Consider the following 20,826-nt stretch of genomic DNA (forward strand, 5'->3'; position numbering starts at 1 on the left):
GCTGACCGGCCTGACCCTGACCCCGCCCGCCAACAGCGATGCGGCGATCGCCCTGACCGTCACCGCCGTCAGCATCGAGTCCAACGGCAGCACGGCGACCAGGACCGTCACTGTGCCGATCACCCTGGCCGCGGTGTCCGATACCCCGACGCTCAGCGTGTCCGCCGCGACCGGCAACGAGGACACGGCCATCGCGCTGACCATCACCCCGGCGCTGACCGACACCGACGGCTCGGAGACGCTGACGATCACCATCAGCGGCATCCCGGCCGGCGCCAGCCTGAGCAACAGCGCCGGCAATGTCCTGACGATCAGCAACGGGTCGATCACCCTGACGCCGGCCCAGCTTGCCGGGCTGAAGATCACGCCGCCGTCGAACAGCGATGCCGACTTCACCCTGACCGTCACGGCTATCTCCACTGACGGTACGGCGGCACCGGCCAGCACCAGCGCGCCGCTGCCGGTCACGGTCAACCCGGTCACCGACACGCCGACCCTGAGCGTCGCGCCCGCGACCGGCAATGAAGATACACCCATCGCGCTGACCATCACCCCGGCCCTGACCGATCTGGACGGTTCGGAGACGCTGACGATCACCATCAGCGGCATTCCCACCGGCGCCACCCTGAGCAACAGCGCCGGCAACACCCTGACGGTCAGCAACGGCTCGATCACGCTGACCCCGGACAAGCTCGCCGGGCTGGCGATCAAGCCGCCATCGAACAGCGATGCCGATTTCAACCTGACGGTGACCGCCACCGCCAAGGACGGCAGCGCCGCTGCGGTGTCGGTGTCCTCGACCCTTGCGGTGACGGTCAACCCGGTGTCCGACACCCCGACGCTCAGCGTGTCCGCCGCGACGGGCAACGAAGACACGGCGATTGCGCTGACGATCAATCCGGCGCTGACCGACACCGACGGGTCGGAAACGCTGACGGTCACCATCAGCGGCATCCCGGCCGGCGCCAGCTTGAGCAACACGGCCGGCAATGTCCTGACCATCAGCAACGGCTCGATCACCCTGACGCCGGCCCAGCTTGCCGGGCTGAAGATCACGCCGCCCTCGAACAGCGACGCTGACTTCACCCTGACCGTCACCGCCACCGCCACCGACGGCAGCGCCGCCCCGGCCAGCACCAGCGCGTCGTTGCCGGTCACGGTGAACCCGGTCTCCGACACGCCGACCCTGAGCGTGTCGCCAGCGACCGGCAACGAAGACACGGCGATTGCGTTGGCCATCACCCCGGCGCTGACCGACACCGACGGGTCGGAGACGCTGACGATCACCATCAGCGGCATCCCGACCGGCGCCACCCTGAGCAACAGCGCAGGCAACATCCTGACGGTCAGCAACGGGTCGATCACCCTGACACCGGCCCAACTGGCCGGGCTGGCGATCACGCCGCCGTCGAACAGCGATGCCGATTTCAACCTGACGGTGACCGCCACCGCCAAGGACGGCAGCGCCGCTGCGGTCTCGGTGTCCTCGACGCTCGCGGTGACGGTCAACCCGGTGTCCGATGCCCCGACCCTGACCGTGTCGGCGGCGAGCGGCAACGAGGACACGGCGATCCCGCTGTCCATCACCTCGGCCCTGACCGACACGTCGGAAGTGCTGAGCATCACCATCAGCGGCATCCCGGCCGGGTCCAAGCTGACCAACAGTGCCGGCAACACGCTGACGATCAGCAACGGGTCGATCACCCTGACCCCGGCCCAGTTGACCGGGCTGAAGATCAAGCCGCCGTCGAACGACGACGCCGACTTCACCCTGACCGTCACCGCGACCTCGACCGACGGCAGCGCCGCTCCGGCCTCCACCGTTGCGCAGCTGGCGGTCACGGTCCTGCCGGTGTCCGACACGCCCACCCTGGCGGTCAATCCGGCGACGGTGGCGGAGGATGGCACGGTCGCCCTGTCGATCACCCCGGCCCTGACCGACCCGTCGGAGACGCTGAGCGTCACCATCGCCAACATCCCGACCGGTGCCCACCTGTCGAACAGCGCGGGCGACACGCTGACCATCAGCAACGGCTCGATCACCCTGACGCCGGCCCAGCTGGCCGGCCTGTCGATCACGCCGCCCCATGACAGCGGCACCAGCTTCACCCTGTCGGTCACCGCGACCTCGACCGACGGCACCGCAACGCCGGCCAGCCTGTCGCGCTCGCTCGCGGTGACGGTGACGCCGGTCGCCGACACCCCGACGCTGACCACCCCGGCCGTCCATGGGCCGGAGGACACCGCGATTCCGCTGACCATCACCGCCGCCTCCACCGACACCGACGGGTCGGAAACGGTGACGGTGCGGATCACCGGCATGCCGGCGGGCGCCAGCCTGAACCACGGCACCCACAACAGCGACGGCAGCTGGACCCTCAGCACCTCGGACCTGACCGGCCTTACCTATACCCCGCCGGCCGACGCCAACGGCACCGTCACCCTGTCGGTCACCGCGACCTCCCAGGACGGGGCCAGCACCGCGGCGGTCACCCAGACCCTGGCGGTGACCGTCGATCCGGTGAACGACAAGCCGACGCTGGCCGCCGCCCACACCACCACCGTGATCGCTGCCGATGCGACCGACCACCCGGCCGTGGTGTCCGACGCGACGATCACCGATGTGGACAGCAGCGTCATGTCCGGCATGTCGATCCGCATCGCCGCCGGCTCGCAGACCGGCGACACGCTGAAATCTCGACAGCCTGACCATCGCGACCGATCCGTCGACCGGACGCAAGACGGTGGCCGGCACCGGGATCGAGGTCAGCTGGGACGATGCCAACCACCAGCTGTCGCTGTCCGGCACCGCCTCCACCGCGACCTACACCGACATCCTCCACCATCTGGCCCTGACGCCCAACGGCAGCGGCGCCCGGACGCTGGAGGTGATGGTCAGCGACGATCAAGGGCTGTCCAGCGACCCGATGGCGGTGCAGGTGCTGGTCTCGAACAGTGCGGCGATGACCGGCAGCGCCGGTGCGGACATCCTGCATGCCGGCAGCAGCACCACCAGCATGTCCGGCGGGGCCGGGGACGATCTGTTCATCTTCGCCCCGCGCGGTGGCGACCTGACCATCAATGGCGGGGCGGGCTGGACCGACGTGGTGGAGGTCGGCGCCTTCGTTGCCAATGCCGGCACCAACTGGATGCAGCAGCTGGACGGGCATGCCTACACGGTCGATCCGTCAGGTCACGGCCTGACCTTCACCCAGGAGACGACCGTCACGCTGGAGGACCAGAACCATCACCAGCTGGTGCTGCAGAACATCGAACGGCTGACGTTCTGACGGGGTGGGTGACGCGGTGGGGCAGAGGCAGAGGGGGGAGCGGCAGGCGGGGTCAGGCGTCCGGCGTGCCGTCCGCCTTCTCCCCTCCGGCTTCACCGTCGCCGCTGTCGGTCTGCATGTGGGTTATGATCCGCTTCATCAGCCGGCCCAGCATCGCCCGTTCGTTCGCCGCCATGGCGGCGATGGGCGGGCTGAGCGACTGGCGCAGGGGGTCGCGGTCCAGAAGGAGCCTGCCGTCGTCGGTCAGGTCGAACAGCCAGCCGCGCTTGAATCCCGGATGCTGCCGGCGGGTCAGCAGCCCCTTGTCCACCAGGGTGGAAACGGTGCGCGATACCGGTGCCAGGTGGATTTTCTGGAACCGTGCCAGCGCGGTCAGGGTGCGCGCCGGCTCCGGCGCGTCATGGAAGTAACGCAACGCCACCCATTGGGCCGGGAAAAGCCCATCGGTGAAGCTGATGCCATCAGACAAGCCGGCTGACCTGGTCCAGCAAGGTGACCAGATCGTCGTCGGTCGACGGGTTGTCGCCATCCTCCGGCCTTTCCGACACGCGCTTCTCTCCCTCCCGACACTGCACCGAACCAACCGGCGGCAAGCTTGGCGGTGGACTGTAGCGAAGTCAACGCGCCAGCGGAAGCGGCAGTCTTCGCGTCTGCGTGGTGAAAGTGCCATCAGGATTCGCGTGGATTATCGTTGAGGGAAATCCATCGCTTCCGTACCAAAGCCTTGGCGAAAGCAGCCGGCCCGCCCCATTTGTGGTCCAACCATCACAAACCGCGGATACTGGACATGACCGGCACCCCCCGTCTGACCAACGCCTTTCTGTTCGACCTCGACGGCACGCTGACCGACACGGTCTACCAGCATGTGCTGGCCTGGAAGGAGGCATTGGACGAGGAGGGCATCGCCCTGTCGGTCTGGCGCATCCACCGCAAGATCGGCATGAGCGGCGGGCTGTTCACCAACATGCTGCTGCGCGAGACCGGTCTCGGCGCCGACCAGGCTCTTCTCGACCGCCTGCGCCAGCGCCATGCGCAGGCCTACAGGCGGCTGGCCCCCGGCGTGGTTCCGCTGCCGGGCGCCCGCGAGTTGCTCGACACGCTGACGGAGTTGAACATCCCTTGGGCCATCGCCACCAGCGGCCGGATGGAGACGGCGCGGCCGGCGCTGGAGAAGCTGGGCGTCGATCCCTCGAGGGCCGCGGTCATCACCCGCGACGAGGTCGAATATGCCAAGCCCGACCCCGACCTGTTCCTGGCCGCCGCCGCGCGCATCGGCGTGGACATCGCCAGCGCCTTCGTCGTCGGCGACAGCATCTGGGACATGATCGCCGCCAAGCGGGCGCGGGCGCTGGGAATCGGCCTGCTGTCCGGCGGCTATGGCCGGGAGGAGTTGGAACGCTCCGGCGCGCTGCGCGTCTATGAGGACCCGGCCGACATGCTGGATCACCTGGACGAAGTCGGCGGGCGCCGCGGGCTGGCGCAGTAAAAGCGGGAGTGCCGGAAACCATCCGATCCGCCGTTTCGGTCGGAGCGGTGCGAGGTGCCGTCTCCGGTCTCCATGACTGCCATCGATAGCCAGTCCTTCCTGTTCAACTGAAGGCCGTCTCCAGACCAGCCAAAAAAAAGCCGCCGGAAACACCGGCGGCTTTTAAGTCCGAGAGGAACGTCCAACAAGTTGTGCCGGGTCAACCCACGGCGCATCCAGCGGTACGGGACTAATATATTAATATCTCATCCGTCTGGCAAGCGGCTTTCCTTCCTTCGGCCGGATTTTTTGTCCCGTGGTGCCTGACCGCAGATATGACGGCGCCCAAACGCAGAACGCCCCCCGGCGGTGAGCCTGAGGGCGTCTCTATCACAGTTAAGCGGCTTTTCAGGGAGGGGCGGGCCGTCAGTCGGCGCCGGCCGTGGCGTTCGGGACGGCGGCGGCGGATTTCGGACCGCGCTGGCCCAGCACCAGGGCGATGATGGCGAAGGCGGTCAGGTCGAACACGGTCAGGCAGGCGAACAGCGGCTCGTACCCGATGGTGGTGGCGAGCTGGCCGATCATCAGCGAGAAGATCATGCCGCCCATGTAGCCGGCCATGCCGCCGAAACCGGTCGCCGTGGCGACGTCCTGCTTTTCAAAGGTGTCGGTGACCAGGGCGTAGAGCAGGCTCGACAGCATCTGATGGGCGAAGGCACCGAGGGAGAACAAGAAGATCGCGGTGATCGGGCTGGCGGCGAAGCTGATCAGCGCCGGGCCGACCATGCAGACCGCACCCACGCCGACGCCGGCGATGCGGGAGTTGACCAGCGACATCCGGAAGCGCTTCACGAAGAAGGGCGACAGGTAACCGCTGAGGATGCAGCCGATGTCACCGGCCAGGAACGGCAGCCAGGCGAACAGGGCGAACTGCTTGATGTCCATGCCGCGGGTGGAGACCATGTACAGCGGGATCCAGAAGCTGAAGGTCTGCCAGGCCGGCTCGGTCAGGAAACGGGCGGCGGCGATGCTCCAGAACTTGCCCTTGCCCAGCACGCGCTTCATCGACGGCTTCGGCAGCTCGACCTGCTCCTGGCCGTCCAGGATGTAGGCATGCTCTTCCTTGGTCAGGCGCGGATGGTTCTCCGGGTTGCGGTACAGCATGTACCACAGGGCCGACATGCCGACGCCCAGCAGACCGGTGACGAGGAAGGCTTCCTGCCAGCCATAGGTCAGCGACAGCCAGATGACGAAGGGCGGGGCGATCATCGCGCCGATGGAGCTGCCGGTGTTGAACCAGCCGGTGGCGATGGAGCGCTCCTTGGCGGGGAACCACAGGGTGGAGGTCTTGACGCCCGACGGCATGGCCGCCGCTTCGCTGACGCCCAGCAGGCCGCGGAAGAAGGCCATCGACTGCCAGCTGCCGGCCAGCGCATGCATGGCGGCGGCGATGCCCCAGACGCCGGCGAACATCGCGTAGCCCAGCTTCAGCCCGATCAGGTCGGTGATGTAGCCGGCGACCGGCTGCATCAGGCTGTAACAGAGCTGGAAGGCGCTGACGATGAAGGAATACTGCTCGGTCGTGAAGTGGAGCTGTTCCTTGAGCGTCGGCGCCAGGATGCCCAGGGTGTTGCGGTCGATGTAGTTGACCACGGTGCCCAGCATCATCAGGGCAAGGATTTGCCACCGCAAACCACGGATCTTGTTCATCTTTTCCTCACATGCCTGCCACGGCAGGCGCCGGTGCGCACGTACAGGCCCTTATGGCGGCGATCCTCGGGCGGGATGCCTGGCCGGCGGGTGTTCGGTGCCGGGCGAATGGGTCGCTTCCGCTCTGCTTCAAGAGGGGCGGGAGCATCGCTGACGGAGTTATATTAATATATCAGTGTTGGGTGCAAGCGGTTTTCCGGTGCCGCCTTCGGCTCTTGCGAAAATGTCGCAGTCCAATGATGCGATGCGCTGATTTCTTCGCAGTCGCAGCAAAAACCAGCCCGTTTCCCGAGAGCGGTTACTTGCTGCGGTGCAATATCATTGAAAGTTGAAAGGCCTGTTTTGCTGTTCGGATTTTAATGGCGGGCCGGTCTGCCCGGTTCATCCGCCCGTAGGAAGCCACAGCATCGGCTCGCCATAAATGACCTGGATCAATGGCCTACGCGCCGCTTCCGCCCCGCCGGCAATGGCAGGACGGCCGCCATGCCGCTGCCATCTCTGTGGAAACGCTCGGATCTTGTTCGTTGCTGCACTGCGACAATCTGGGGCCTTCCTTGCAAAAGTAATATATCAGACAGTTGTGCAGCGCAGAGCAGCGGCACCCGGAAATCCCGCTTCGGACTGACCGACGTCAATGTGTCCGGCCCGCTTCGGACCGACCATTCGTCCTGGTCGACCGCCGTTTTCTGCCGCACCCCGCGCCGGCTTTTGAAAGACCCGCCGGCCCCGTCATCGAAGACGCCCCCCTCGGGAGACGACTGTCGCCAGCACAAAGGATTTTTCCGGCATGACCCAAAGCCCGACCTCCACCGCCCCCCTCAGGCCCGTCTCTTCCGTCCGCAACATGGCCCCCAAGATGGCCCGCATCATGGACGGCAACGAGGCGGCGGCCTCCGTGGCCTATCGCGCCAGCGACGTCATCGCGATCTACCCCATCACGCCATCCTCGCCGATGGGGGAATTCGCCGACGAATGGTCGGCGGCGCACCGCCCCAACCTGTGGGGCAGCGTGCCGCAGGTGGTGGAGATGCAGTCGGAGGGCGGGGCGGCCGGGGCGGTCCATGGCGCCCTGCAGGCGGGATCGCTGGCGACGACCTTCACCGCGTCGCAGGGCCTGTTGCTGATGATCCCCAACATGTACAAGATCGCCGGAGAGCTGACGCCCTTCTGCATGCATGTGGCGGCGCGCACGCTGGCGACCCATGCGTTGTCGATCTTCGGCGACCATTCCGACGTGATGGCCTGCCGTCAGACCGGCTTCGCCATGCTGGCCTCGGCCAACGTGCAGGAGGCCCACGATCTGGCGCTCGTCGCCCATGCCGCCACCTTGCGGGCGCGGGTGCCCTTCCTGCATTTCTTCGACGGCTTCCGCACCTCGCACGAGTTCAACTGCATCGTGCCTCTCGCCGACGATGATCTGCGCGCCCTGATCGATGACGGTTGCGTCGATGCCCACCGCCGCCGCGGCCTGACGCCGGATCATCCGGTCGTGCGCGGCACGGCGCAGAATCCCGACGTGTTCTTCCAGGCGCGCGAGGCCGCCAACCCCTGGTACGACGCCTGCCCGGCCATCGTGCAGGAGATGATGGACCGGCTCGCCGCCCGCACCGGCCGGGCCTACCGCCTGTTCGACTATCACGGCCATCCGCAGGCGGAGCGGGTGGTGGTGGTCATGGGGTCTGGGGCGGAGACCTGCAACGGCACGGTGGACCGGCTGGTCGGGCAGGGGGAGCGGGTCGGCTGCCTGACCGTCCGCCTGTTCCGTCCCTTCGCCATCGCCGATTTCGTGTCCGCCCTGCCGGCGACGGTGCGGCGCATCGCCGTGCTCGACCGCACCAAGGAGCCCGGCGCCGTCGCCGATCCGCTCTATCTCGACGTGGTTGCCGCCTTGGCCGAAGCCCGCGCCGCCGACCCCGCTGCCATCGATCCGATGGTGGTTGCGGGCCGCTACGGCCTGTCGTCCAAGGAATTCACCCCCGCCATGGCGAAGGCGGTGTTCGACGAACTGGGCCGCGACCGTCCGAAGCGCCGCTTCACCGTCGGCATCACCGACGACGTCACCCACCACTCGATTCCCTGGGATCCGCGCTGGGCGGTGGAGGAGCCGGGCGTGTCCCGTGCCGTCTTCTTCGGCCTCGGCGCCGACGGCACGGTGGGCGCCAACAAGAACTCGCTCAAGATCATCCAGTCGCGCAGCGGCGGCCATGCCCAGGCCTATTTCGTCTATGACAGCCGCAAGTCCGGCTCGACCACCGTGTCGCACCTGCGCTTTTCCAAGGAGCCGATCCGCGCGCCCTACCTGATCGGGCAGGCCCAGTTCGTCGCCTGCCACCATCTGCCGCTGATGGAGCGGGTGGAGGTGGCGGAGATGGCCGCCCCCGGCGCCACCCTCCTGTTGAACGCCCCCGGCACGCCCGAGCAGGTGTGGGACGCCCTGCCGGCCGAGGTCCAGCGCCTCTGCATCGAGCGCAGGCTGTCCCTGCACGCCATCGACGCCGGCGCCGTCGCCCGCGAGGTCGGGCTCGGCCGCCGCGTCAACACCATCATGCAGACCTGCTTCTTCGCCCTCTCCAACGTCATGCCGGTCGCCGACGCCATCGCCGAGATCAAGGCGGCGATTGCCAAGACATACTCCCGCCGCGGCGAGGAGCTGGTGGCGCGCAACATCGCCGCCGTCGATCAGGCGCTGGCCCATCTGCATCCGGTCCCGGTGCCCGACCATGTCACCGCCGACCATGGCCGCCCGGCCCCGGTGCCGGAAACCGCCCCCGACTTCGTCAAGCGGGTCACCGGCATGATGATCGCCGGCCATGGCGACCGGCTGCCGGTGTCCGCCTTCCCGGTCGACGGCACATGGCCGACCGGCACCTCGAAATATGAGCACCGCAACATCGCGGCGGAGGCGCCGGGCTGGAACGCCGATCTCTGCATCGAGTGCAACAAGTGCGTGCTGGTCTGCCCGCATGCCGCCATCCGTGCCACGGTGGTGCCGGAGTCGGCACTGGCCGGTGCCCCGGACTGCTTCGAGACCATCCCCTACAAGGGCCGCGAGTTCCCCGGCGGGCGCTACCGCCTGCAAGCCTCGCCGGCCGACTGCACCGGCTGCACGCTGTGCGTCGCCGCCTGCCCGGTGGAAGACAAGAGCGGCTCCGGCCGCAAGGCGCTGGAGATGCGCCCCATCCAGGCGCTGGCCGGCCAGCAGGAAGCCTTCGAGTTCTTCCGCGGCCTGCCCGCCATCCCGCGCGAGTCGGTGCCGGTCACCGTCAAGCACAGCCAACTGCTGGAACCGCTGTTCGAGTTCTCCGGCGCCTGCGCCGGCTGCGGCGAGACCCCATACATCAAGATGCTGACCCAGCTGTTCGGCGACCGCATGGTGATGGCGAACGCCACCGGCTGCTCGTCGATCTATGGCGGCAACCTGCCGACCACGCCCTACACCACCGACGCCAGCGGCCACGGCCCGGCCTGGGCCAACTCGCTGTTCGAGGACAATGCGGAGTTCGAACTCGGCCTGCGCGTCGCCATCGACGGCATGGCCGAACAGGCGCGCGACGCGCTGGCGCTGCTGTCCGCTCAACTGGAGCCCGGTCTTGTCACCGAACTGCTGGAGGCCGGCCAGACCGACGCCGCTGGCATCGCCGCCCAGCGCGCCCATGTCGTCACGCTGAGGACGCAGCTCGCACCGCTGAAGGACCCGCTGGCCCGTCGGCTTGAGCAGCTGGCCGACTATCTGGTCCGCAAATGCGTGTGGATCGTCGGCGGCGACGGCTGGGCCTACGACATCGGCTATGGCGGGCTCGACCATGCGCTGGCCTCGGGCCGCGACATCAACATCCTGGTGATGGACACGGAGGTCTATTCCAACACCGGCGGCCAGCAGTCCAAGGCGACGCCCATCGGCGCCTCGGCCAAGTTCGCCACCGCCGGCCGGTCGGCGGCCAAGAAGGATCTGGGGCTGATGGCGATGGCCTACGACCATGTCTATGTCGCCCGCACCGCCTTCGGTGCCCGCGACAGCCACACGCTGAACGCCCTGACGGAGGCCGAGGCCTATCGCGGCCCGTCGCTGGTGCTGGCCTACAGCCACTGCGTCGCCCACGGCTTCGAGCTGTCGCACGGGCTGGAGCATCAGAAGCTGGCGGTGGACAGCGGCCACTGGTCGCTCTACCGCCGCGACCCGCAGCGGCTGGCCGAGGGCAAGACTGCCCTGCAACTGGACAGCGGCGCCCCATCGGCTGGCCTCGCCGCCTTCATGGCCGGCGAATCCCGCTTCAGCGCGGTGGAGCGGGCCAACCCGGAGCGCTTCCACGCCCTGCTGGACGAAGCCGAGGCGGAGATCCGCCGCAAGCGCCACCTGTTCGAGCATATGGCGGGGTTCAAGGAGTGATACCCCGCCCCCTTGCGCCAGTTTCTCCGCTTGCTTGAAGGGGGCGCTTCCAGTTGAACCGTGGACGGCCATGACGGTGGATCCGGAATGGCCGCGCGCGGTCAGAATGCCGGTTCACCTGTCCGGTCCGCCGCAGGACCGCTCTGCCGCCATCCGTCGGCAGCCTTTCCTTTGTTCCTGTCCACCGGTCCGCAGAGGCACCGAAGCCGAGCACGGGAACCTGCCACGCCATAGCCAGAATCCGGGCGATTTCCCGCAGTAACAATTGCCTGCCTGTGGTAACTGTCATTGCGAACATCGCATGGAGATTAAGATACATGACGGATAGGAAAACCCATATCCGCAATCGACCACTTTCCGTTTTCAGGGAATTTCTGGAGAGCGAAACCGCTGGTGGCTTGCTCCTGATGGGAGCCGCCGCTGCTGCTCTTGTTGTCGCGAATTCTCCGTTGTCCACCGTTTATTTCCAGGCGCTTCATTCCTATGTGCTTGGATTGAGCATCGGGCATTGGATCAATGACGGTCTGATGGCGGTCTTCTTCCTGCTCGTGGGCCTGGAGATCAAACGCGAGATGCTGGATGGCCAGCTCTCCACATGGTCGCGCCGCATCCTGCCCGGCCTGGCGGCGGCGGGCGGCATGCTGTTTCCCGCTCTCATCTATGTGGCATTCAACCGCGGCAATCCGGAAACCATGAGCGGCTGGGCCATTCCCACCGCGACGGACATTGCCTTCGCCTTGGGAGTGTTGTCCCTGCTGGGGCCCCGCGTTCCGACATCGCTGAAGATTTTCCTGACGGCTCTCGCCATCATCGACGACCTCGGCGCCGTCGTCATCATCGCGCTGTTCTACACGGCGGAGCTGTCGCTGACGGCGCTCGGCATCGCAGCGGCCATTCTGGCCGTGCTTGTTCTCCTGAACCGGGCCGGAGTCGAAAAGCTTTGGCCCTACCTGATCCTCGGTGCCGGGCTATGGGGGGCCGTGCTGGCCTCCGGCATCCACGCGACGCTGGCCGGTGTCGCCCTGGCGCTGACCATCCCGCTGCGCCCGGCCCCGGGCCGGCCGGATGACATGCACTCGCCGCTTCACCGGCTGGAGCACGGCATCCATGGCTGGGTTGCGTTCTTCATCGTGCCGCTCTTCGGTTTCGCCAACGCCGGCGTGTCCTTTGCCGGCATGGAGGCCTCGATCCTGACCGAGCCTCTGCCGTTGGGCATCGCCCTCGGCCTGTTCCTGGGCAAGATGGTCGGTGTGTTCGGTACCGCTTGGATCACCGTGAGACTGGGCTTTGCCGACATGCCGGCGGATGCCTCGACCGTCCAGCTCTTCGGCGTGGCTCTGCTGTGCGGCATTGGCTTCACCATGAGCCTGTTCATCGGCGCGCTTGCCTTTCCGACCTCGCCGGAGCTTGGGGATGCGGTCAAGGTCGGCGTATTCGCCGGCTCGCTCCTCTCGGCGACGGCCGGAGCCGTTCTGCTGCGCTTCGCTCACCGGGAAATCCGGCCGATGACGGGGGCCGCCTGATCCACCATGCCGTCCGCCCCTCCATCGCATGAGGTGGAGGGGCCCCGCTCCGCCCTGGAGTGTGATCGGTGGTCGCACCATGCCGTCGCCTCGGGCCTGCTGTGGCAGCCTGCCGCCGCCCCGATGACGTTCATGGCGCCGTTTGCGCGGAGCCGACCCATCCTCCGCCGGGCCGTTTCTTATCGTGAGGTGTTTGCAACCCCGGACATAGACGGCCTTGTCACGGGAGCGCCAATGAACGACAGGATTCGTCATTACTGGGAGATCGTTCGTACAAGCCTCTGGCTGGTGCCGGTCCTGATGGGGTGCGCCGGGTTCGGACTGGCCGTCCTCCTGTTGTCCTGGGGGCGGGGCATCATCAGCAATGCCGGCGAATATTGGCTGATCTATGCCGGAGACATTGATAGCGCCCGTCAATTGCTGTCCGCGCTGCTGTCCGGCATGATCACGATGACCTCTCTGGTGGTCTCGATCACCATGGTCGTGCTGACGCTGGCGGCCGGCCAGATCGGTCCGCGTTTGATCCGCACCTTCATTCAGGATCGTACGACGCAGGGCGTGCTTGGCCTCTTCCTTGCGGACATCGTTTACCTGCTGGTGGTGTTCCGTACCATGGACGGGGAGCGGATCGACAGCGTCCCGCATTTGGCGGTGAGCGTGGGGACCGGTCTCACCACCCTTTGCCTGTTCGTGCTCCTCTATTACGTCCACAGTCTTGCCCGGTCGATCATCTACGACAACGTGGTGCAGAACGTGGCGTCGGAACTGTGCAGGATGGTGGATGCCCTGCTTCCCGAAAAGGCCGAACCGCCGATCCCAGCCGAAAGCCCCGGAACGGATTTCACGTGGCTCGCCCTGCATCAGGACGGCTATATCCAAACGCTCGATGCGGAGGCGCTTGTTACCGCGGCCCGACGGGCGGATGCCGTCGTTCGGATAGAGGTCCGACCCGGACATTTCATGATCGGCGGTGGCGAGCATATCGCCGTCTATCCGCCGGAAGCCTGCACGGACGACTTTTGCCGGGCCATCCGCTCCGCCTTCATCGTCGGGCCGGAGCGCACACCCACCCAGGATGTGGAGTTCGGCATTCGTCAGTTGGTGGAGATCGCGACCCGGGCCTTGTTTCCGGGCATCAACGACGTGTTTACCGCTCTTGCTGTGATCGACAACCTGTCCGCCGCGCTCGCGCATATCTTCGGCCGCGGGCTCGAACCATCGGTGTTGCGCGACGGTGACGGAGTGGTCCGTGTCATCAGGAACATTCCGGACTATGACAGCTTCGTCGGCGCCGCTTTCGATCAGATCCGGCAGGGAGGCAGCGGCAGTCCGGCGATCTTGATCCGGCTGGCGGAGGCGCTCGGAGAGCTTGCGGCACGGGTTCATGCGGAGGAGATGCGGGGCCCGCTGCTTGAGCAGCTCGACTCCGTGCTGGCGACGGGTGAGCAGACAATCTCCATCGATCGGGACCTTAGGATTCTAAAAGAGCGCTGCCGACAGGCCCGCGACCGTCTTTCGTGCTGACTATGAAGCCGTACCCGCTCATCGAACGGTAGAGGCTCGGGCACTTCCTTGCGCGGAAACCTGTCTGGACCCAGGGAAGGCTGAAGCGGGAACGGTGAAGCGCAGCATGAGGGGCGCGGTGTAAATGCCGCACCCTTTTCCCCTTGCTCCGCCCATTAATATATTAGTATATTGAACTCATCGCCCGTGCTTGCCCTCCTGGCGCCGGGCCCGGATTTTCAGCTCCCCTCAAGGATGCCCAGTCATGCGTTTCCTGACCCGTGACCAGCTTGCCGGCGGCGCGTTCGACGTCGCCCACACCGACGGCGCCCCAACCCTGCCCGTGACCATTCTCCAGGTGGGGGACGGCAATTTCCTGCGCGGCTTCGTCGATTGGATGGTCGATGTCGCCAACGGGCAGGGACTGACCAAGGCCGGCGTCGCCATCGCCCAGCCGCTGGACCAGGGCATCGCACCGCTGCTGAAGGCGCAGGACAACCTCTACACCGTCCTGCTGCGCGGCATCGAGAACGGGCAGGAGGTCGAATCCCGCCGCGTCGTCTCCTGCGTGTCGGAAGCGCTGAACCCCTATGCAGACTGGGCACGGATGGTCGAGCTGGCCGTGTCGCCGGCGCTGCGCTTCTTCGTCTCCAACACCACCGAGGCCGGCATCGCCGACCGTGAGGAAGCCTATGCGCCCGGCACCTGCCCGGACAGCTTCCCGGCCAAGGTCGCGGCCCTGCTGCATGCCCGCTACACGGCGCTGGGCGGCAGCGCCGACAGCGGTCTGGTCTTCCTGCCCTGCGAGCTGATCGAAGCCAACGGCACCAACCTGAAGCGCATCGTCCTCGCCCACGCCAAGCGCTGGGGCCTGGAGGCCGGCTTCGCCGACTGGATCGAGACGCACAACCACTTCCTGAACACGCTGGTCGACCGCATCGTCCCCGGCTACCCAAAGGACGAGGCCGCGGCGCTCAGCGCCAAGTGGGGCTATGAGGACAAGCTGGCCGTCGCCGCCGAGCCCTTCCATGTCTGGGTGATCGAGGGGCCGGCCCATCTGGCGGACGAGCTGCCGCTGCACAAGGCCGGCCTGAACGTGGTGTGGACTGACGATCTCCAGCCCTACCGCACCCGCAAGGTCCGCATCCTGAACGGCGCCCACACCGCCAGTGCGCTGGCCGCCTATTGCGCCGGGCTCGACACCGTCAAGTCGATGATGGACGACCCGACCGTCTCGGCCTACCTGAACACAGTGATGTTCGAGGAGATCGTCCCCTACGTGCCCTTGCCGGAGGCCGAGCGCCAGGATTACGCCCGCACCATCATGGAGCGCTTCGGCAATCCCTATATCCGGCACGAGCTGATCTCGATCACGCTGAACTCGGTGTCGAAGTGGCAGGTGCGCGTCCTGCCCAGCCTGAAGGACGCGGTGGCCCGCAACGGCTCGGCTCCGGCCGGCCTGTCCTTCTCGCTGGCGGCGCTGTTGCGCTTCTACCGCGGCGAGCTGTCCGGCGGCGCCTATGCCGGCACGCGCGAGGCCGGGTCCTACCCGATCAGCGACAATGCCGAGGTGATCGCCGCCATGAGCGCCGCCTGGGCGGCCAACGGCAGCGATCCGAAGGCGCTGGTTGCCGCCGTCCTGTCCGACGTCCGCCTGTGGAAGGAGGATCTGACCGCCGTCCCCGGCCTCGCCGCGCGGGTGGCCGACAGCCTCGCCGCCATCGAGGCGAAGGGCATGAAGGCCGCCATGGCCGATCTGGTCGCCGGCTGATCCGGCAGCTTTATTGTGGGAAAGCGGGGCGCGTCCATCGGGGCGCGCCCCGAAGGCATGACATCGATGACACCCCTTCTCAGCCGGCGTATCGCCGAACTGGAGCTTGACGCGGCCGTGCTGCGCCATCGCCTGTTGCATATCCCGCTCGCACTGCAAGAGGATTGCGGTCTGTGGGCAAGCCATAGGATCATCGGGCGTGAGGCGTTGAGCCTGTTCCGGGCGGTGCGCCAGGAGACGCGTGACAGCGGGGAGGATTGCGATCCGGCGCTCGGCCGGATCGAGGCCGCCTATCAGCTCGTTCACGACGCGATCCTGGCGCTGTCCGAACTGGCTCTTGCCGACCCGCCGACGCGGCACTGAAACGCCGCACTCCGATGCGTGAGGAAGACCGACGATGCAGACGACCGAAACCAGGAAGCGGACACGCCGCGGCACCCAGCGGGTGACGATGACCGACGTGGCCACCGCCGCCGATGTGTCGGCCAGCACCGTCTCGCTCTATCTCCGCCGGCCGGAGGCGGTGTCCCGCCATCTCGCCGAACGCATCGCGCGGGTGATCGACGAGATGGGCTATGTGCCCAATCTGGTCGCCGGCAGCCTCGCCGCCGCGCGCAGCCGCACCGTCGGCGTCATCCTGCCGTCCATCCTGAATTCCTTCTTCGCCGAGACCTACAACACGCTCCAGGGCATGTTCCAGGCGGCGCATTACCAGACCCTGCTCGGCGTCAGCGAGTTCAGCCCGGAGGAGGAGGAAAGCCTGATCCGCGCCTTCCTCGCCTGGTCGCCGGCGGCGATGGTGGTGACCGGCTTCCATCACACCGAACGGACGCGCGCCATGCTGGCCTCCTGCGGCGTGCCGGTGGTGGAGATGTGGGACATGCCCGGCCACCCCGGCGAGGCGGTCAACATCAGCGTCGGCTTCTCGCATTTCGAGGTCGGCCGCATGCAGACCAGCCACCTCTACGACCAGGGCAGCCGCAAGGTCGCCTACATCGGCGCCGCCGCCCACCAGGATCTGCGCGTCCGCAGCCGCACCGACGGCTACGAGGCCGAGGTGATGCGCCGCGGCCTGCACGATCCCATCGACTTCACCGTTCCCGACGCCGCGACGACGGAGGTCGGGCGCTGGCTGATCGACGAGATCCTGACCCGCCATTCCGACATCGACGGCGTCGTCTGCTCCAACGACGCGCTGGCTCTGGGCGTGCTGTTCGAGGTCACCCGCCGCGACCTGAAGGTGCCGGACGATCTGGCGGTGGTGGGATTCGGCGACCTTCCCTTCAGCAGTTCCTGCCCGCCGCCGCTGACCACCGTCCGCCCGCCCCAGCGTGAGATCGGCCGCCTCAGCGCCACGCAGATCCTGGCGGCGCTCGACGGTGTCCGCGTCACGCCGAAGCACCACAATCTCGACTGCGAACTGGTGGTCCGCGGCAGCACCCGGCCGGTGGTGGATGGGCCGGCAGCGAAGCGCTGACGTCCGCGCCTTGCCGTTTCCCGATTGCGAGTCATACCCTCGATTCCAGCTATGGCTTTCGGCGTAATCCCGCCGAGCCGCTCACTGGACGGGGGCAGGGTGCATGCGGACGCAAGGACGGGACGATACCGGCGGCTTTTCCGGCCGCACCGGGCGGTTGCGCCGGCTGATGCCGGGACTGGTGCTGCTGTTGGCCCTGGCGATCCCATTCTCCGAAGCGGCAGCCGCCAAGCCCGACCGGTTACAACGGCTGCTCGACCGTTTCCTGGCCGACGAGGAGTTGGACGGCGGCATCCTGCTGGTGTCGGGGCCGGACGGGCGGCGGCTGGTGGTGTCCGGCATCGCCGACCGCAAGGGCGGACGGCCGGTGACGGAAGACACCCGCTTCTACGTCGCCTCCGTCGGCAAAATGGCGACCGCCGCCGCCGTGCTGCAACAGGTGGAGGAGGGGCTGCTCTCGCTCGACCAGCCGGTGCGGGAACTGGCTTCCGACCTGCCGCTCGACAGGATCGCCAACGCCAACCGGGCGCGTCTGGTCCATCTGCTCGACCACAGCTCGGGCATTCCCGATTACATCACCGACGCCTATAAGGCGGATGAGGCGGCCAGGCCGGAACGGCTGCCGCGCGACGGCACCCTGCTCGCCTATGCGGCGGGGGAGAAGGCGACCGGTCCGGTCGGCGGGCATTACGAATACTCCAACAGCAACTATGTCCTGCTCGGCCACATCGCGTCGCGGCGCGACGGCGTTCCCTTCGCGCAGGTTCTGCGGACCCGCGTGCTGGAGCGGGCCGGAATGGCCTCGACCAGCGTCGGGGCCGATCCGCGTGACCGCAGCCTCGCCCATGGCTACACCGAGGAGGGCGACGTCAGCCGGCGGTCCTGGGCGGCGACCACCGGCGACGGGCCGCTGGTCACCACCGCCGGCGATCTGGAACGCTTCGTCTTCGCCCTGTTCCGCGACAACCGGCTGCTGGGGGCGGCGACCGTCCGCCGCATGCTGACCCCGTCGGAGAATGAGGACGGGCAGGGGCTGGGGGTGGCGCTGTGGAAGGACAGCTGGGGACGCGGCGCCGGCCATGACGGGCGCTATGACGGGTTCGAGGCCGATGTCCGCTATTACCCCGACCGCCGCACCGCGCTGATCTTCCTGACGAACGGCAACCAGCAGAGCGACGATGCCCTGCTGGATGCGGTGGCCGAGGAGGTGTTCGGCCCCTGAGCCGGCTGCGGTTGACGATTATTATTATCAATAGGATAGTAAATGTAGAAAAACACAACTTATTAAGCAGGGTGGACAGGCCCATGGCGCTCGGACTGCATGCTTCCCGTCGCAATTTTCTCGTCGGAGCCGGCCGGTTCGCCGGTGCCGCCGCCGCGGTCCGGCTCATGCCGGGTTCCGCTTTCGCTGCGGAGGCGGGCGCGGCCTATTGCCCGCCGCCGTCCGCTTGGTCAGATCTGGCGAAGGGGGTGAAGGGCGGGGTGCTGCGGCCGGAGGATCCGTTCTTCGCCGATATCTGCCGGCCCAACAACCTGCGCTATGGCGCCACCCTGCCGGCCGGCATCGCCCGCTGCTCGCGGCCGGAGGATGTCCAGGCCTGCATCGCCTGGGTGAAGCAGCAGGCCATGCCCTTCGCCGTGCGGTCAGGAGGCCACAATTACGCCGGCTTCTCCACCACGCCCGGCCTGCTGATCGACATGACGCTGATGGCCGGGGCGGAGCCGGTGAAGGGCTCCGACGGGCTGGTCAGGGTGCTGGGCGGCACGCTGAATTCCTACGTCTACAAGCAGATGGAGCGGCTGGGCCGCACCATCACCCATGGGCGCTGCGATTCGGTCGGTGCGGCCGGCTTCCTGCTCGGCGGCGGCATCGGCTTCAACATGCGCAAGTTCGGCATGGCGTCCGATCTGCTGCGGGGAACGGAGCTGGTCAAGGCCGACGGCAGCCATGTGAATGCCAATGCGGATAGCGAATCCGCCCTCTACTGGGCCTGCCGCGGCGGTGCCGGCGGGAATTTCGGCATCAACACCTCCTTCACCCTGGAAACCCGCCCGGCGGAGCCGGTGACGGTGTTCAATCTGGTCTGGACCAACAAGGATCTGCCGAAAATCCTGAAGCTCCTGCTGACCGAACTGGCGGCGGCGCCCGACGAGTTCGGCAGCAAGATCAACGTCACCATCCCGAGCTGGCAGGAGCGCTGCGCCAACGTGCCGCTGAAGCTGTCGATCCTCGGCCAGCTGCACAAATCCAAGACGACGCTGAAGGAAATCTTCAAATCCACCTGGGAGTCGATCGACTGGAGCCAGTCCAAGCTTGAGGAGAATGTGCCCTACTGGACGGGGCAGGATTTCCTGACCGAGACGACCTTCCCCTATTATTACCAGGAAAAATCCAGCTACATGAAGGCGGCGGACATCGGCGACGAGGCCATCGCCGCAATGTTCGACTGGGCGGCCAGGATGCCCGCCACCTCGATGCCGGTCGCCTTCAAGTTCTTCCAGGTCGGCGGCGCCATCAACCGCGTCGGCCCGACGGAGACCGCCTATGTCCACCGCGGCTATGACTGGCTGTTCTCGGTCGAGGCCAACTGGTGGCGGCCGACGGATTCGGTGCTGCTTGTCGAGCAGGCGCTGGAGTGGCAGCAGCGCTTTTATGACGACGTGAACCGCCGGACCAGAGCGCAAGGGGCGTTCCAGAACTTCCCCGATCCGTCGCTGGCCGACTGGCAGCGGGCCTATTACGGCGAGAATCTCGCCAAGCTGGCCGAGGTGAAGAAGGCGGTCGACCCGACCATGCTGTTCACCTTCGCCCAGGCGATCCGCCCGGCGTAACGTTCCAGGCCAGGGTTGCGGGTCAGTCGGCCCGCAGCCCCTGCGCCTGGAACTGTTTGCGCACCCGTTCCACCAGTTCGCGCGACGGCGGTTCGGTGTCGGTCAGCATGTATTTGCGCCCCAACGCCTTCCATTTGTGTTCGCCCATCTTGTGGAAGGGCAGCACATCGACCCGGTCGACCACGCCCAGCCCGGCGACGAACTCAGCCAGCCCGTCGATCTCGGCCGCGTCGTCGGTCAGGTTGGGAACCAGCACGTAGCGCAGCCAGATGCGCTTGTTCAGCCCGGCCAGCCGTTCGGCGAATTCCAGCGTCGGGCGCAACGGAACGCCGGTCAGATGGCGGTAGGTCTTCTCCGAAAAGGCCTTGATGTCGAGCAGGACGAGGTCGACGTCCTCCAGCAGATGGTCGTCGGCATGGTTGCCGAGGAAGCCGGAGGTGTCGAGGGCGGTGTGCAGCCCCAGCGCCTTCGCCCCGCGCAGGATGGCGGCGGTGAATTCCGGCTGCACCAGCGGCTCGCCGCCGCTCAGCGTCAATCCGCCATGGGCGCGCTGCAGGAAGGTGGCGTAGAGCGCGATGTCGTCGAGCACCTCCGCGGAGGTCGTCCGCGTCCCGTCATGCATGTGCTGGGTGTCGGGGTTGTGGCAGTAGAGGCAGCGCAGCGGGCACCCCGACATGAACAGCACATAGCGGATCCCCGGCCCGTCCACCGTGCCGCCGGTCTCGACCGAATGGATCCAGCCGGAAACGGAGCCGGGGCGGGTTTGGGGGAGGGGGGATGTCATAACCGATCCAATTTTAAAACTCTGTGCCCGGATATCCCCCTCTCCCCAGGGGGAGAGGGGATTTTACCGGGATGAGTGGAACAG

Annotated in this window: 12 protein-coding genes; 9 read left to right on the top strand and 3 right to left on the bottom strand. The window is 67.0% G+C overall.

Annotated elements, in window-relative coordinates; translation table 11 throughout:
- Positions 1-3,342: 3,342 nt before the first annotated feature.
- Positions 3,343-3,711, bottom strand: a complete 369-nt coding sequence (locus tag ACWPN3_RS09885) for a MarR family transcriptional regulator (RefSeq protein ID WP_492261423.1) — start codon at positions 3,709-3,711, stop codon at positions 3,343-3,345.
- 366 nt (positions 3,712-4,077) lie between these two features.
- On the opposite strand from ACWPN3_RS09885, the gene ACWPN3_RS09890 reads away from it, so the two are divergent.
- Positions 4,078-4,776 (top strand): HAD family hydrolase, encoded by a 699-nt coding sequence (locus ACWPN3_RS09890; RefSeq protein WP_109451808.1) that lies wholly within the window; start codon positions 4,078-4,080, stop codon positions 4,774-4,776.
- Between the two features lie 405 nt (positions 4,777-5,181).
- On the opposite strand, the gene ACWPN3_RS09895 is transcribed toward ACWPN3_RS09890, so the two are convergent.
- Positions 5,182-6,465 carry an MFS transporter gene (locus ACWPN3_RS09895; RefSeq protein WP_174473124.1) on the bottom strand — a complete coding sequence of 428 codons (1,284 nt, stop codon included), beginning with the start codon at positions 6,463-6,465 and terminating at the stop codon, positions 5,182-5,184.
- A 787-nt stretch (positions 6,466-7,252) separates the two neighbouring features.
- On the opposite strand from ACWPN3_RS09895, the gene nifJ reads away from it, so the two are divergent.
- The 8 genes from nifJ to ACWPN3_RS09935 all read left to right on the top strand — a co-directional run bounded on the left by nifJ (position 7,253) and on the right by ACWPN3_RS09935 (position 19,958).
- Positions 7,253-10,852 (top strand): pyruvate:ferredoxin (flavodoxin) oxidoreductase, encoded by a 3,600-nt coding sequence (gene nifJ, locus ACWPN3_RS09900; RefSeq protein WP_492261312.1) that lies wholly within the window; start codon positions 7,253-7,255, stop codon positions 10,850-10,852.
- A gap of 317 nt (positions 10,853-11,169) precedes the next feature.
- Entirely contained in the window at positions 11,170-12,375 is a 1,206-nt protein-coding gene (gene nhaA / locus ACWPN3_RS09905) for a Na+/H+ antiporter NhaA (RefSeq protein ID WP_109451812.1), read from the top strand.
- Between the two features lie 234 nt (positions 12,376-12,609).
- Positions 12,610-13,899, top strand: a complete 1,290-nt coding sequence (locus tag ACWPN3_RS09910) for a DUF2254 domain-containing protein (protein ID WP_492243149.1) — start codon at positions 12,610-12,612, stop codon at positions 13,897-13,899.
- Between the two features lie 244 nt (positions 13,900-14,143).
- Positions 14,144-15,649, top strand: a complete 1,506-nt coding sequence (locus tag ACWPN3_RS09915; protein WP_492243150.1) for a tagaturonate reductase — start codon at positions 14,144-14,146, stop codon at positions 15,647-15,649.
- Positions 15,650-15,715: 66 nt separating this feature from the next.
- Positions 15,716-16,012, top strand: coding sequence for a hypothetical protein (locus ACWPN3_RS09920; protein ID WP_109453314.1), 297 nt, complete (start codon positions 15,716-15,718; stop codon positions 16,010-16,012).
- 34 nt (positions 16,013-16,046) lie between these two features.
- Positions 16,047-17,126 (top strand): LacI family DNA-binding transcriptional regulator, encoded by a 1,080-nt coding sequence (locus tag ACWPN3_RS09925; RefSeq protein WP_492243151.1) that lies wholly within the window; start codon positions 16,047-16,049, stop codon positions 17,124-17,126.
- A gap of 103 nt (positions 17,127-17,229) precedes the next feature.
- Complete coding sequence (locus ACWPN3_RS09930) at positions 17,230-18,348, top strand: serine hydrolase domain-containing protein (RefSeq protein ID WP_492243152.1); 1,119 nt, start codon at positions 17,230-17,232, stop codon at positions 18,346-18,348.
- A gap of 167 nt (positions 18,349-18,515) precedes the next feature.
- Entirely contained in the window at positions 18,516-19,958 is a 1,443-nt protein-coding gene (locus ACWPN3_RS09935; RefSeq protein ID WP_492261313.1) for an FAD-binding oxidoreductase, read from the top strand.
- Positions 19,959-19,980: 22 nt separating this feature from the next.
- Here ACWPN3_RS09935 and pflA read toward each other — a convergent pair whose 3' ends face one another.
- Positions 19,981-20,742: a pyruvate formate-lyase-activating protein gene (pflA, locus tag ACWPN3_RS09940; protein ID WP_492243154.1), complete on the bottom strand. Its 762-nt coding sequence runs from the start codon at positions 20,740-20,742 to the stop codon at positions 19,981-19,983.
- Positions 20,743-20,826: the final 84 nt, after the last annotated feature.

The organism is Azospirillum sp. UENF 111221 (assembly GCF_058780625.1).